The 14,278-nt window shown below is 66.9% G+C and carries 11 protein-coding genes; 4 read left to right on the forward strand and 7 right to left on the reverse strand.

Going from position 1 to position 14,278, the window contains the following annotated elements:
• Positions 1-135: 135 nt before the first annotated feature.
• Positions 136-1,089, reverse strand: a complete 954-nt coding sequence (locus tag MAY35_RS07650) for a DUF808 domain-containing protein (protein WP_238420339.1) — start codon at positions 1,087-1,089, stop codon at positions 136-138.
• Between the two features lie 137 nt (positions 1,090-1,226).
• Positions 1,227-2,537 (reverse strand): MFS transporter, encoded by a 1,311-nt coding sequence (locus MAY35_RS07655; RefSeq protein WP_238420341.1) that lies wholly within the window; start codon positions 2,535-2,537, stop codon positions 1,227-1,229.
• Between the two features lie 120 nt (positions 2,538-2,657).
• Here MAY35_RS07655 and MAY35_RS07660 point away from each other — a divergent pair, with 120 nt between their 5' ends.
• Together MAY35_RS07660 and MAY35_RS07665 are read left to right on the forward strand one after the other, a co-directional pair.
• Complete coding sequence (locus tag MAY35_RS07660; RefSeq protein WP_238420343.1) at positions 2,658-4,337, forward strand: AMP-binding protein; 1,680 nt, start codon at positions 2,658-2,660, stop codon at positions 4,335-4,337.
• 295 nt (positions 4,338-4,632) lie between these two features.
• The gene (locus MAY35_RS07665; protein WP_238420345.1) at positions 4,633-6,279 is read left to right on the forward strand and encodes an acyl-CoA synthetase; all 1,647 of its coding nucleotides are present in this window, start codon (positions 4,633-4,635) and stop codon (positions 6,277-6,279) included.
• Between the two features lie 112 nt (positions 6,280-6,391).
• Here the strand turns inward: MAY35_RS07665 and MAY35_RS07670 are convergent, their stop codons facing one another.
• The 4 genes from MAY35_RS07670 to MAY35_RS07685 form a co-directional block, all read right to left on the reverse strand.
• Positions 6,392-7,666: a competence/damage-inducible protein A gene (locus MAY35_RS07670; RefSeq protein ID WP_238420347.1), complete on the reverse strand. Its 1,275-nt coding sequence runs from the start codon at positions 7,664-7,666 to the stop codon at positions 6,392-6,394.
• Positions 7,667-7,771: 105 nt separating this feature from the next.
• On the reverse strand, positions 7,772-9,304 hold the full coding sequence (locus MAY35_RS07675) for a catalase (protein ID WP_238420350.1): 1,533 nt from the start codon (positions 9,302-9,304) through the stop codon (positions 7,772-7,774).
• Between the two features lie 73 nt (positions 9,305-9,377).
• Positions 9,378-10,556: a CaiB/BaiF CoA-transferase family protein gene (locus MAY35_RS07680; protein WP_238420352.1), complete on the reverse strand. Its 1,179-nt coding sequence runs from the start codon at positions 10,554-10,556 to the stop codon at positions 9,378-9,380.
• A gap of 32 nt (positions 10,557-10,588) precedes the next feature.
• Positions 10,589-11,083, reverse strand: a complete 495-nt coding sequence (locus tag MAY35_RS07685) for a MarR family winged helix-turn-helix transcriptional regulator (protein WP_238420354.1) — start codon at positions 11,081-11,083, stop codon at positions 10,589-10,591.
• A gap of 125 nt (positions 11,084-11,208) precedes the next feature.
• On the opposite strand from MAY35_RS07685, the gene MAY35_RS07690 reads away from it, so the two are divergent.
• Complete coding sequence (locus MAY35_RS07690; RefSeq protein WP_238420356.1) at positions 11,209-11,619, forward strand: DUF5313 domain-containing protein; 411 nt, start codon at positions 11,209-11,211, stop codon at positions 11,617-11,619.
• Between the two features lie 49 nt (positions 11,620-11,668).
• On the opposite strand, the gene MAY35_RS07695 is transcribed toward MAY35_RS07690, so the two are convergent.
• Complete coding sequence (locus MAY35_RS07695; RefSeq protein WP_238420358.1) at positions 11,669-12,505, reverse strand: SDR family oxidoreductase; 837 nt, start codon at positions 12,503-12,505, stop codon at positions 11,669-11,671.
• Positions 12,506-12,664: 159 nt separating this feature from the next.
• Here MAY35_RS07695 and MAY35_RS07700 point away from each other — a divergent pair, with 159 nt between their 5' ends.
• Entirely contained in the window at positions 12,665-14,266 is a 1,602-nt protein-coding gene (locus tag MAY35_RS07700; protein ID WP_238420360.1) for a GMC oxidoreductase, read from the forward strand.
• Positions 14,267-14,278 lie beyond the last annotated feature (12 nt).

Raw genomic sequence — 14,278 nt, forward strand, 5'->3', positions numbered from 1 at the left:
CGACGCACAGTCGACGGAAAACGACGCACGGTCGACGACGAACGACGCACGGTCGACGGGAAACGACGCACGGTCGACGCAAAACGACGCCCGGTCGACGGGAAACGACGCACGGTCGACGAAGCGGGGCGGGGATCAGTGCGCGGGTGCGGCGTCCTTCTTGCGACGCGGGATCACATGGAGGACGGCCACGATGATGGCGCCGACGACGAGTCCGACGACGGCGGAGAGCACCGTTCCGGCGGTCCAGGACAGCACGGAGCCGAACCCGCCGTGGACGAGATGGCCGAACCAGTGCTCGACGTCGTGGAGGCGGTCGGCGGGCCAGTGGAATCCGGCTTCACCGACGTTGACCAGCAGGATGTGTCCGCCCACCCACAGCATCGCGGCGATGCCGACGACGGTGAGGGTCGACATGATCTTGGGCATGGCGATGACCAGGGAGCGACCGAATCTCTGGACCAACGGCGACTCGCGCTGAGCGAGCGCGAGTCCGACGTCGTCCATCTTCACGATCACCGCGACGACGCCGTAGACCAGGGCGGTGATGAGCACTGCGACGACGACGAGGACTCCCAGCCGTGTCCAGAACGGCTCGGATTCCACTGACGACAGCGAGATCACCATGATCTCGGCGGACAGGATCAGGTCGGTGCGGATCGCGCCGCTGACCATCGTCTTCTCGAACTCGGGGCCGCCCCGGGCTCCGGTCTGCTCTTCTGCGTGGTGGCCGCCGCCGAGCGCCTCCCACACCTTCTCGGCACCCTCGAAGCACAGGAACAGGCCGCCGGCGATGAGCAGGTAGGGCAGTGCCTGCGGGAAGAACTGACTCAGGATCATCGCCACCGGCAGGATGATCAGCAGCTTGTTGCGGATCGAACCGATGGCGATCTTCCGCACGATCGGCAGTTCCCGATCCGGGGTGAATCCGTCGACGTAGCGGGGGGTCACCGCGGTGTCGTCGACGACGACGCCGGCTGCCTTGACGCTGGCCTTGCCGGCGGCCGCGCCGATGTCGTCGAGCGATGCGGCGGCGGCCTTGGTGAGGGTCACGATGTCGTCGAGCAGGGCGACGAGACCACTGGCCACGGGAACCTCCGAGTCGAAGAGCTGAGTCCCCGAACTGTATGCCGAAACGGGCACGGACGGGAGAGGCGACCCTTGTCTGCGTCCGGTTTGTCGCTTCCGGCGGGGTCGGTGAGGACCCCGCCGGAAGCGCATGCAATTCAGCGGCCGGTGGGCGCCGCGATCGGTTCGTCGGTCGGATCGCCGAGCTGCCGCACCTTTCGTCGAATGGTCGCCAGCGTGATCAGGCCGATCGCACTGGAACCGATGAGGAAGTACGCGGGTGCGAGCGAGTTGCCGGTCCGGTCGATGAGCCAGGTGGCGATGTAGGCGGCGGTTCCGCCGGCGAGCACCGTCGACAAGTTGAAGCCGAGAGCGACACCGGTGAGGCGGACCTTGGTGTCGAACAGTGAGGGGAACAACGGTGCGGTACCCACCTGGATCAGCGGCGTGCAGAGGGCGAACAGGGCGAATGCGATCGCGGCCACCGCCAACCCGTGGCCGGTCATCAGCGCCATCGCCGGGTAGGCCAGCACCGCCGCGGTCAGCAGGCCGGCGATGACAACGGGCCGACTACCGAAGCGGTCCACCAGGATTCCCGCCAACGGCATGGTCGCGGCGATGAACACGATGACACCGGCTGCGGTCCAGGTGACCGCGGTCTGGCTGTAGCCACCCTCACGCACCAGGTGGATTCCCATGTAGGTGAGCACCATGTACCCGGTCGCGTTCTGCGCGATCCCCAGGCCGAAGACCTGCAGCACCTGGAAGGGCTGGTTGCGCAGCAGGTCTCGAAGCGGAGTCTTGGGCAGCTCGCTTCGGGCGGCGGTCTCGGTGAACTCCGGGGAGTCCTCGATCCGGGTCCGGAGCCAGAGGCACAGCACCAGCAACGGCAGTCCGGCGACGAACGGGATGCGCCAGCCCCAGCTCTCCATCTGGGTGTCCGAGGTCAACGCCGAGGTCGTGGCCACCACGATCGCGGCCAGTGCGAAGCCGCTGTTGGAACCGAGTGCGACGATGGACCCGCCGAGTCCCCGGCGCCTGGGTCCGACGATCTCGTAGACGTAGGTCAGTGCGCCGCCGAGTTCCCCGCCCGCCGAGAAGCCTTGTAGGAGTCGAGCTACCACCAACAGGGTGGGCGCCAGGACGCCGACGGCGGCGTACGTGGGGAGGAGCGCCATCAGCGTGGTGCCGACGCCCATCAGGATCACCGAGACGAGCAGGGCGCGCTTGCGGCCGAAGCGGTCGCCGAGGCGTCCGAAGAAGATCCCGCCGATCGGTCGCATGAGATAGGCCGACGCGAAGACCGCCAGGCTCGAGAGCAGTGATGCGGTGGGGTCGTCGCTCGGGAAGAACAGCGGGCTGACCACGACCGCCAGGTATGCGTACACCGTGAGGTCGTAGTACTCGACGACCGTTCCGATTCCGGCGGCGACGACTGCTCGCCGACTCCGTTGATCCTGCGTTGCCATGAAGTCTCTTTCCGGGAGGGGCGCCGACTGCGGGCGGCTTAATATGTACATATTTAGTGAGACGTGCGTTACTCTAGAACGCGTCACGAGAATTCGGCAAGAGTCTCCAGAGGAATCACCATGCGTCCCACGCACTCTCCCCGCCCCGACCTCGCTGCGCAGTACCGCACCGCCGGATATTGGCAGGGTCGAACGCTCGACTTCTTCGTCGAACGCGCAGCGGCGCTGTGTCCCGATGCCGTCGCGGTCGTCGACGAAACCCGGCGACTCACCTTCGCCGACGTCGAACGCGACTCGCTCCGACTGGCTGCGGCGCTGTCGGCCCGTGGTGTCGGACCGGGCGACGTCGTTTCGTTCCAGCTCCCCAACTCCGCCGATGCCGTGCTCGTCTTCCACGCCATCCACCGGCTCCGCGCGGTGGCGAACCCGATCGTGCCCATCTACCGCGAGCGGGAGGTCGGGTTCATCCTCGAACAGGCCGGGACCAAGGTCGCGTTCGTGCCCGGAACGCACCGGGGATTCGACCATGTCGCCATGTATGCGTCTCTGCGACAACGACTCACCGAACTCGACCTCGTGGTGACGACGGGCGGGGGAGCGAACCCCGGAGACAGCACGATCGGCCTCGACGAACTCGTCGCCTCGGTGACGCCGGACATGATCGAGAAGGTTCGCTCGCTACCTCGCGCGGACCCCGACGACATCTGTCTGCTCTTGTACACCTCGGGAACCACCGCTGATCCGAAAGGTGCTCTGCACAGCCACAACACGCTGGTCTTCGAGAACAGTTCGATGATCGAGACCTTCGAGCTCAACGAGCGCGACGTCATCTTCAACCCGTCGCCGGTGACGCACGTGACCGGGGTGAATTGTGCCCTGACGCTGCCGTTCCTCCTCGGCGCCCCCGTGGTGCTGCAGGACGTGTGGGATCCAGAAGCGGCGCTGGACAACGTGCTCTCCGAGAAGGCGAGCTTCATGATCTTCGCGACGCCGTTCCTGCGCGGTCTGCTCGATGCGGCCACGGCACGCGGTGTACGGACACCGTCGGTGCGCTACATCATCTGCGGCGGCGCCGACATCCCCGATTCCCTGATGACCGGAGCTTCGGAGGTGCTGGGCACCGTCACGAGGATGTACGGCGCGACGGAGGGCCCATCGGTGACGTCGTCGAACCGCTGGGACGGTCCGCGACTGCGAACCGGAACGGACGGACGTGTCCTGGCGCCCACCGAGGTGATCGTGTCCGACGGCGCCGGGGGTACGGCCGGTGCCGGCGCGGTGGGCGAGGTGCTGTGGCGCGGGCCCGACACGTTTCTCGGATACCTGGATGCGTCCCTCAACGCGGAGGCGTTCACCGACGACGGATTCTTCCGCAGCGGCGACCTCGCGTACTTCGATGCTGACGGTGGCATCCACATCGTCGGGCGGATCAAGGACATCATCAACCGGTCGGGGGAGAAGATCAGCGCCCACGACGTCGAGAACGAGATGAGTGAACACCCGGCGGTCACCGAGGTCGCCGTCGTCGCCGGACCCGACCCCCGCACCGGCGAACGGGGTTGCGCCTTCGTGGTGACCCGCGACGGTGCCGATCTCACCCTCGACGAGGTGCGGGAGTTCCTGTCCGGGCGCGGCGTGGCGATGCAGAAGGTTCCCGAGAGCGTGTTCGTCGTGGACTCGTTGCCGAAGACGGCGAGTGGCAAGATCCAGAAGTTCGCACTGCGGGACTGGACGCGCGACCGCGGCACCACCCCGCCGCAGATGCGATCGGTGACCATCTCCGCGTCCCACGAGCGATAGGCGACACTGCTGCGGCTGCGGATCTGAGGACGCGGGTTGTCAGACTTGATAGCCTGTCGCCACGAGCTCGCCGCACGGTCGACACGTATCAGGTCGCGGCGGTGGCTCGGTGCACATGCAGTGAACAGCGCAGCGCGAACGCCGATTTGGGTGAAACGGACATCAGCCGACTGGCTCGGCAATATCCTGCACCTGTGTCGCGGCTGGTGACCAACGGTGACCAGAGGTGCGTCGAGCGCGCAGCCGGACCCGGAGAGAACGACGACGCGGCCCAGCCGCGAAAGGTGGGGTGGACATGGTCTCGGTGCCCGGTGCGGTCGGCACGGTGGTGGAATCGGCTCAGGATGCGTTCGGGGCGTTCAAGGTCCTGCGGCGGTCGGGTCTGGTGGACCCGACCCGACCCAAGGAACTGCTGACCACGGTCAAGCGCGCCAAGATCATCGGCCCGTGTGCGGCAGCGGTGGCCCACGGCGCCGACGAATACCCCGAGGCCGGAGCGGTCGCCGACGAACACGGCGAGCTCACGTTCGGTGAACTGAACGCTCACGCCGACGCGCTCGCGAACCACCTGCTGTCGTCGGGGATCAAGCCGGGAGCGGTCATCGGTGTCATCGCCCGCGACCACCGCGGTCTCCTGACCACCATGAGCGCCGCGGGCAAGGCCGGGTTCCGCCTGGCGATGATGAACACCGGCTTCGGCAAGACCCAGTTCGCCGAGGTGGCCGAACGCGAGAAGATCGTCGCGATGCTCTACGACGAGGAGTTCACCGACCTCGCCGACTCCCTGCCCGCCGACACGCTGCGCATCGTCACCTGGATCGATGGCAACCGCCCGATCGGCGACGGCGTCCGGACCCTCGAGGACATCGTGGCCGACGGCGACACGTCCACTCCGCCCGAGCCGGCCGAATGGGGCGGGCTGGTCATCCTCACCAGCGGCACCACGGGCCTGCCCAAGGGCGCCCAGCGGTCCAAGATGTCACCGTTCGCCAGCGCTCTTCTGCTGGACCGTATTCCGATCCCGCAACGCAGTTCCATGGTGATCGTGTCGCCGATCTTCCACTCGACCGGATTCGCCCTGTGGGGTGTGGGTACCGCGCTGGGCAACAAGACCGTGGTGATGCGTCGGTTCGACGCCGAGAAGACGCTCGCGGCGATCGCCGAACACAAGGCGGAGGTCCTGGTGGCGGTCCCGACCATGCTGCACCGCATGGTCGCGCTCGGGCCCGAGGTCATCGGCAAGTACGACGTGTCGTCGCTGAAGATCATCGTGCTCGCGGGTTCTGCACTGTCGCCGACACTTTCGGAGGCGGTGCAGGACACGTTCGGCGACGTGCTCTACAACCTGTACGGCTCGACCGAGGTGGCGATCGCGACGGTCGCGCAGCCGAAGGAGCTACGCCTGGCGCCGGGCACGGTGGGCCGCGCGCCGGTCACCAGCCGACTGGCGCTCTTCGACGACGAGGGCAAGCGGGTCTCCGGAACCAACGTGCGCGGAAGGTTGTTCGTCCGCAACGGTGCCCCGTTCGAGGGGTACACCGACGGACGCAACAAGGAGATCATCGACGGCTACATGTCCACCGGCGACATGGCCCGGTTCGACGAGCACGGCCTGCTCCACATCGACGGCCGTGACGACGACATGATCGTGTCCGGCGGCGAGAACGTGTATCCGCTCGAGGTCGAGAACCTCCTCGGCCGCCATCCCGACATCGACGACGTCGCGGTCATCGGTGTCGACGACGACGAGTACGGAAAACGCCTGCGCGCCTTCATCATCGCCGCGCCGAACGCGAACCCGACTCCAGAGGACATCAAGGCGCACGTGAAGGCTCACCTTGCCCGGTACAAGGTGCCGAGGGACGTCGTCTTCGTCGACGAGCTGCCGCGTAACCCGACCGGCAAGCTGGTGCGCAGGCACCTGCCGACCGGGCCGCTCTGACCCTTCGAGGCTCGCGAGCTCGCACCTCAGGGGGCGGGGGGAGGCTCGCGAAGGGCAAGGTCCATGCTCCCTGAGGTGTGAGGAGCGTTAGCGACGAGCCACGAAGGGCCCCTCAGTCGGCGTTGAGCTCGCGCACCACGAGATGTAGTGCGGCCGTGGTGGTCAGCGAACGCACACGTTCGCGATCGCCGGGGAATCTCCGCGTCACGGTCACCGTGGGGCGTCCGGGTATCGCGATGCCGAAGCACACCGTCCCGACCGGCTTGGCCTCGGTGCCACCGCCCGGCCCGGCCACCCCGGTCGTCGAGACCGCGACATCCGAGCCGAATCGTTCGAGCGCGCCCTCGGCCATCGCCGCGGCCACCTCGACACTGACGGCCCCGTGCTTCTCGATGAGCGTTGCCGGCACGCCGAGCAGGTTCGTCTTCGCGTCGTTGGAGTAGGAGACCACGCCGCCGGCGACGTAGGCCGACGATCCCGGGCGGTCGGTGAGTCGCGCGGCGATCAGACCGCCGGTGCAGCTCTCGGCGGTCGCGATGAACCGACCGCCGAGAGCGGCCACGAGATGGTCGTCGATGGTCGACTCGTTCGTCGAGAAGATCTGTCGCCCATGATGTTCGACGAGCAGCTCGAGAAGTGAGTCGTACACCGGTGCGTCGTCGGCGGCGAACCTGGTCACCATGTCGAGTTCCCCGCGGCGTAGGCAGGTGGTGATCTCGAGGCTGCTGAATTCTGGGATGGCCGTCTCGGCGGTCCGCAGGGTCTCGGCGAGCTCGGCCTCGAGCAGTCCATAGGCGCGGAGGGTCGCCTGCCGGAGGTCGTCGGCACGGGCCAGGACCTCGGCGACGGCGGGCGAGGCGATCGCCGCGGGCCACATCTCCTGCAGTTCGCCGGGAGGACCCGGCAACACGACGACGGTCGGTAGGCCGCCGGCTGCCGGAACGACCACACCCGGTGCGGTACCGGTCGGCGGAATCGCGACGGCCCCCTCCGGCACATGTGCCTGCTTGCGGATGCCGGTGCGGGCAGGGCCGGCGTCGACGTCGAACGACGCCCCGCGCCAGCGCTGGATGATCCCGGCGATGTGCTCCTCGAGGTCCGCGTCGAGGAGGAGCTCGCGCCCGGAGAACTCGGCCACGGTCGCAACGGTCAGGTCGTCGGCCGTGGGTCCGAGCCCGCCGGTGGTGACGATGAGGTCCACGCCCTGTTCGCTGAGGAATCGGAGCTGCGCGGTGAGATCCGGTGTGCGGTCTCCACATACCGTGATGTGAGCGACGTCCACACCGAGCCCGAGGAGTTGTTCGGACACCCACGGTCCGTTCTGGTCGGCGATCCTGCCGGTCAAGACCTCGGTTCCGGTGACCACGATGCCTGCGCGCACACTCACGGAATCGAGACTAGTGGGCGCCGACGCAGAACGCGCCCTCCGGAGCGGAGGGCGCGTTCGACGGGTTCGGTGATGACCGGACCGGTGACACCGGGATCGGAGAGATCAGGCCTTCTCTGCCTTGGCCTTCTCCTGTGCGGACGACCGCGCGGGATTGGCCTGGTCGTCGGCCTTCGGATCCGACTCGTCCTGCTTCTCGGTCACGCCGGACTTGATCCGGGCCCCGATGTCGGGGTCGACGCGGTGCCAGTACTCGAAAGCACGCTGCAGGATCGGTTCGGACACCCCGTTCAGCAGATGGCCGACCACGTTGTCGACGAACCGTTCGCGCTGCTCGTCGTCGAACACCTCACGGACCATCGTCCCGGCCTGGCCCCAGTCGTCGTCCTCGGGATGGTCGACATAGGCGCTGCGCAGGATCTCACCGTTCGCGGCCCACTGGGGTTCGCCCTGACCGGGATACAGCGCCGACGGTCCGCCCTTGGAGTTGGGTGCATAGACGGGGTCGGGAACGTTGTGGATGCGCATCGCGCCGTCCTTCGAGTACGAGTGGACCTCGTTGCGCGGCGCGTTCACCGGGATCTGCTTGTAATTGCCGCCGATGCGGTGACGGTGGGCGTCGGCGTAGGAGAAGACGCGCGCCAGCAGCATCCGGTCGGGACTGAAACCGATACCGGGCACGACGTTGTTGGGCTCGAAGGCCGCCTGCTCGATCTGTGTGTGGTGATCGACCGGGTTGGTGTGCAGGGTCATCTTGCCGACCTCGATCAGCGGGTAGTCGCCGTGCGGCCACACCTTGGTCAGGTCGAACGGGTTGAACCGGTAACTCACCGCGTCATCGAACGGCATGAGCTGCACCTTCAGCGTCCAGCTCGGATGGTTGCCCGCCGCGATGTTCTCGAACAGGTCACGCGTGTGGAAATCGGTGTCCGCCGAGGCCATCTGGTCGGCCTCGTGCTGCGTGAGGTTCTCGACGCCCTGGTCGGACTTGAAGTGGTACTTCACCCAGTGCTTCACGCCCTCGGCGTTGACCCACAGGTAGGTGTGGGAGCTGTAGCCGTTCATGTGTCGCCAGGTCTTCGGGATACCCCGATCACCCATCAGCCAGGTGACCTGATGCGCGGACTCCGGCGAGAGTGTCCAGAAGTCCCACTGCATGTCGTGGTCGCGAAGGTTGTTGTCCTGACGCCGTTTCTGCGACCGGATGAAGTGCTGGAACTTCATCGGATCCTTGACGAAGAAGACCGGCGTGTTGTTGCCGACCATGTCGTAGATGCCTTCGGACGTATAGAACTTCAGTGCGAAGCCGCGCGGGTCGCGCCAGGTGTCGGGGCTGCCGCGTTCGCCTGCCACGGTCGAGAAGCGCGCCACCATCTCGGTTTTCACACCCGGCTGGAACAGGGCGGCACTGGTGTAGGCCGAGATGTCCTGGGTGGTCTCGAAAGTGCCGAACGCGCCGCTGCCCTTGGCATGCGGCTGACGCTCGGGGATGCGCTCGCGGTTGAACTGCGCCATCTGCTCGATCAGGTAGTGATCGTGCAGGACGATCGGTCCTCCGGCGCCTACGGTCAGGGAGTGCTCGTCACTTCCCGCCGGTGCACCGGAATCGCGCGTGGTGAACAGAGAATCGTCGGACATATCGCCTCCGAGAGGTCGTCGTATCCGTGCATGAGGAAGAAGACCCGAGGGCTGCAGGTCTACCCCGACGATCCTACGCCGACGGGCCCTCCAGAACGTCGATGCCGAATTCCCGCAGGACGGCGTCGGTGTGCTGACCGAGCGCGGGAACCGGCCCCATCGCCGACTCGACGTCGTCGAAAGTCCATGGTGGCAGCACGGCTTTGACCGGGCCGACCTCGGTGTCCACCTCGCGCCATCGGTCCCGCTCGCTGAGCTGGGGATGTGTGACAACGCCTTCGAGATCACGGACCTCGGCGGCCGGAACGCCGGCCTTCGCGAGACGGACGTCGAGTTCGGCGGTCGTGAAGCGCTTGGTCTCGGTGCCGACGAGGTCGTCGACCTCCGCGCGCCTGGAGACGCGGTCGATGTTGGTGCGGAATCGAGGGTCGTCGGCGAGGTCTGGACGCTCCAGGACGACTCGGGCGAGCGCGTCCCAGCCGCGATCGTTCTGGACGCCGATGAGGATCGTTCCGTCCTGGGTGGGGTATTTGTCGTATGGCACGATCGCGGCGTGCCCGAGGCCGGCGCGCGCGATCTGTCGCCCGCCGTAGAGCCGCATGTACATCGGGTGCCCCATCCACTCGACCGTCGCGTCGAACATCGACACCGACACCCGTGCGCCGACCCCGGTGGTGGCACGCCGCAGCAGTGCCGAGAGCACGGAGGTGAGCGCGTACATCCCCGCGGCGATGTCCGACGTCGGAATCCCGGTCTTCGATGTCTCTTCGGGTGTGCCGGTGACCGAGATGAGTCCGGCCTCGGCCTGGACGAGCATGTCGTAGGCCTTGCGGTCGCGGAAGGGACCCGCGTCGCCGTACCCCGACATGTCGACGACGACGAGTTCGGGGTGATCGGCGCGCAGGTCGTCGGCGGCCAGGCCGAGTCGGGCGGCGGCGCCGGGCGCGAGGTTCTGCAGGAACACATCGGCTCCGGCGATCAGTGTCTTGATCGCGTCGCGTCCGGCGTCGGTCTTGAGGTCGAGGGCCACCGATTCCTTGCCCCGGTTGAGCCACACGAAATGAGTTGCCATACCGCCACGGACCGCGGCGTCGTACTGACGCGCGAAGTCGCCGTCGCCGACTCGTTCCACCTTGATGACCCGGGCGCCGAGATCGGCCAGGTGGCGTGTGGCGAGGGGAGCGGCAACGGCCTGTTCGAGAGCGACGACGGTGATGCCCTCGAGCGGCAGCGGGCCCTGGTCCGGATTCACCGGCCCAGGATCACCCGGTATGTCGCCTCTCGTCAACGCGGTGTGCGTGTGTCGTCTGCGTCGCTGGTTGCTTCGCCGAGTCGGTGCAGGAGCTCGGTGAGCTTCCGGATGTCGTCGGGATCCCACTGCGCCAGCCGGGCGCGCCACTCGGTGATCGCCGAGGCGAGCACCGCGCCGATGCGCTCGCGTCCGTGATCGGTGAGGGTCACGACCCGTGCGCGTGCGTCCTGCGGGTCCGGGTGCCGCTCGGCCAACCCGAGCCGGACGATCGCGTCGATCTGGCGGGTGACCGTCGACTTCTCCATGCCGACGGCGGTGACGAGATCGGACATCGGCATGGAGTCGTGCCGGGCCAGCACGGTGATGAGTGGATAGCACGACGGATCCAGGCGCGAGTCGATGGCGCGCGCACGCAGTCGGGTCCGGACGCGCCCGCGCCGCCAGAAATCGGTGAGTTCGGCTTCGAGTCCGCTGATCGGGTCGGCCTCGGATGCGTCGTCCGGCGTCGCGCTGATGTCCGAACCCATGCGATCGCGGGTCCTCTCGTGTGATGGCAGACCGAGTCACCTCGGCGGGTTGCCGGTCAGATTACCGAGTTCGTGTGGGGTGGGCGACGTTGGATAACCCGCGGCCTGTGGTGCACGATCGAGAAGTGACCACCACACCGCGCACCACGCCGAACGCCCGGGAGTACGTCAAGTACGCCTATTGGGCGCGCCTGCCCAGGCCGATGCTGGACTGGGTGGCCAACGACCTCGCCGGGCCCGGCGCTTCGGTCCGCATGGTGGTCCGGTGGGCGGTGCCCTGCATTCTCGTGCTGGTCCCGATGCTCTTCGTGCCCGCCGATTGGGGTGTGCGCATCACGATGACGCTGCCGATCCTGCTCGCATACCTCTTCTTCTCGATCGCCCTGAACCGCGTGTACCGGCGACACCGGCTGGCCCAGCACGGGCTGAACCCTGAGCTGGTCAACAAGCTGGAGCGGGAGAAGAACGCCGATCTCTACGACGAATACCACCGCAAATACCGTGGCGAGCGTCGGCAACCAGGCAACTTCGGTTAGATCCCCGGGTCGGCCGGACCGTCGGCGAGAGGCCCGGTGAGTCGAGCGGTCAATACAGGTAGTCCTCGCCGCTCGCCCGCACCGTCACGTCGGAAAGGCTTATCCCCCAGGGCTGATCGATGACATGAACGACGGCGCGGGCCAGGTCCTCCGGGGTGATGAGCCAATACTCCACGGAATCGACGTCGGTCAGCTCGGCCGGCAGAGCGTCCTGCATCAACTCGGTGATGTGCTCGCGGTACGACGCCGCCCGCTGCCCGACGATCCCGCGGATGGCCCGGTCGTTGACGATCCAACTGGCGAGGTTGGTTCCGGCCACGCCGGTGGGTTTGACGGTGGTGACCTTGATCTTGCCCTTGGCCTCGATGCGCAGTGAGTCCGACAGCATGGTGACCGCCGCCTTGGTGGCGCTGTACACGCCCGAACCCTCGAAGCCGCCGTTGCCGTAGATCGACGAGATGTTGACGACCTGGCCGCGCCCCTGGGCGATCATCTGGTCGTAGACCGCCGAGATCCCGTTGACGACACCCTTGATGTTGATGTCGATCGCCTTGTGCCACTTCTCCCATGCGCGTTCATGATCGGCGAAGAAGGCCAGAGGCATGACGCCGGCGTTGTTGACGATCACGTCGATCGCACCGAACCGGTCCACGGCCAGGGCGGCCGCGGCTCTCATCTGGCCCATGTCGGTGACGTCGGCGACGTGGGCGACTGCGGAGCCGCCGGACTCCGCGATGCCGTCGACGACACGAGCGAGGCCCTCGCCGTCGATGTCCACGCCCACCACATGCGCGCCTGCGGCGGCGCACATCTCGGCGATCAGCTTGCCGAAACCACCACCCGCCCCGGTGATGATGATGGTCTTGCCCTGCAGATGATCAGACATGGAGCTCCCCGGCCGCCGAATTGGTCGCGTCATCGTAGCAACACCGAGATCCCAGATTTTCTTATCTTTCAGTCACATGACTGAAAGTGTGCCACGCTGTTCACCGGTTGACATGACCGAACGCCGAGAACAACTCTCGCGTCGACGAACAGGAGATCAATGACCGGCGCGTTCCAGACCAGACGCTCTTTCCTCAAGGCGGCAGGTGCGGTGACCGCCGCAGGTGCGGCAGTCACGGCCGGAAGCGCCTCCGTCGCATCGGCGTCGCCGCGACGGCGTGTGCGTCGAACCCGCGAGGAACATCGGGTGGTGATCGTCGGCTCGGGATTCGGCGGCGGGGTCGCCGCACTTCGTCTCGCGCAGGCCGGTGTGCCGGTGCTGCTGCTCGAGCGTGGCAAACGGTGGCCGACAGGGCCGAACTCGGAGACCTTCCCGCGCGCCTCGAGTCCCGACAAGCGGATGCTCTGGCACGAGTCGACGCCGAACCTGTTCGGGAAACCGTTGAGCGTCGAACCCTATGTGGGGCTGTTCGAATCGGTCGCCGGTGCGAACATGACCGCGCTGTGTCCGGCGGGTCTCGGCGGCGGTTCACTGGTCTATCAGGGCATGACCCTGCAACCGAGTGAGGCGGTGTTCGCCGAACACTTCCCGAACGCGCTCGACTGGCAGCTCATGAACCGGGTGCACTACCCGCGGGTCGCTCGCATGCTGGGGGCGTCGGTGGCCCCGGACTCCGTGGTGCGTTCACCGCAGTATCTGGCGCCCCGACAGTTCGCGAAAAGAGTTCGCGCCGAGGGGCTCCCGTTGCAGAAGATCCCCATGCCCATCGACTGGGGATACGCCGAGGCCGAACTGCGTGGCGAGATGAAACCCGCGTACACCAACGGCGACGGGGCGATCGGAGTCAACAACGGCGGCAAACACAGCGTGGACGTCACCTACATCCGCGAGGCCGAGGCGACCGGGCTCGTGCAGGTTCGTACGTTGCACACCGTGCGTCAGGTCGGACGTCGCCCCGACGGCAAGTGGGCACTCGAGGTGGAACGCACCGACCAGTTCGGAAACGTGCTGGAGCACAACGAGTTGATCACGCCGACGGTCTTCATGGCCGCGGGCAGCGTGAACACCACCAAACTTCTGGTGAAGGCGCAGGCTGCCGGAACCATCCGGGATCTGCCCGACGGGCTCGGCCACGGCTGGGGAACCAACGCCGACCGGATCTACACCTGGACCAGCCCGAGTATCGACTTCGGTGCGGTGCAGGGTGGTCCGGTGGTGTTCGGCAGCCCCAACTGGAGCGATCCGAAGAGCGCGTTCACGATCATCCAGGCGTCGTTGCCGCCACTGCCGGTCTACGTGGGCACGACGATGATGGTCGGCTTCGGTGTCAGCTCGGGACGTGGGGCGATCACGTACGACTCCGCCGTCGGTGACGCGGTGATCCGCTGGCCGCACGAGGGTGATTCGGAGATCCAGACCAAGCACATCGATCGCACGGTTCGTCGAATCGCCGGCCCGGACGCGATTCTCACCGACACCAACGCAGTCTTCCCGTCGACCTGGCACGCGCTCGGTGGCGCCAACATGGGCACTGTCTGCGACCTGGAAGGGCGGGTGAAGGGGCAGCGCGGTCTGTACGTGGTCGACGGTGCCCTCATGCCGGGCAACACCGCTGCTTGTAATCCGTCGATGACCATCGCCGCGGTCGCCGAGCGGGCCCTCGACCGCATCGTGGCCGACGACGTGGGCGTGGTGATCTGAGCGGCTCAGCTG

This window comes from Gordonia sp. 'Campus' (genome assembly GCF_022206305.1).
Lineage (GTDB): Bacteria > Actinomycetota > Actinomycetes > Mycobacteriales > Mycobacteriaceae > Gordonia.

Excerpts from the sequence above, each read along its gene's own strand:
- MAY35_RS07685 (WP_238420354.1), bottom strand. The coding sequence starts at position 11,083 with ATGGGTTCGGACATCAGCGCGACGCCGGACGACGCATCCGAGGCCGAC.
- MAY35_RS07675 (WP_238420350.1), bottom strand. The coding sequence starts at position 9,304 with ATGTCCGACGATTCTCTGTTCACCACGCGCGATTCCGGTGCACCGGCG.
- MAY35_RS07695 (WP_238420358.1), bottom strand. The coding sequence starts at position 12,505 with ATGTCTGATCATCTGCAGGGCAAGACCATCATCATCACCGGGGCGGGT.
- MAY35_RS07655 (WP_238420341.1), bottom strand. The coding sequence starts at position 2,537 with ATGGCAACGCAGGATCAACGGAGTCGGCGAGCAGTCGTCGCCGCCGGA.
- MAY35_RS07665 (WP_238420345.1), top strand. The coding sequence starts at position 4,633 with ATGGTCTCGGTGCCCGGTGCGGTCGGCACGGTGGTGGAATCGGCTCAG.
- MAY35_RS07660 (WP_238420343.1), top strand. The coding sequence starts at position 2,658 with ATGCGTCCCACGCACTCTCCCCGCCCCGACCTCGCTGCGCAGTACCGC.
- MAY35_RS07700 (WP_238420360.1), top strand. The coding sequence starts at position 12,665 with ATGACCGGCGCGTTCCAGACCAGACGCTCTTTCCTCAAGGCGGCAGGT.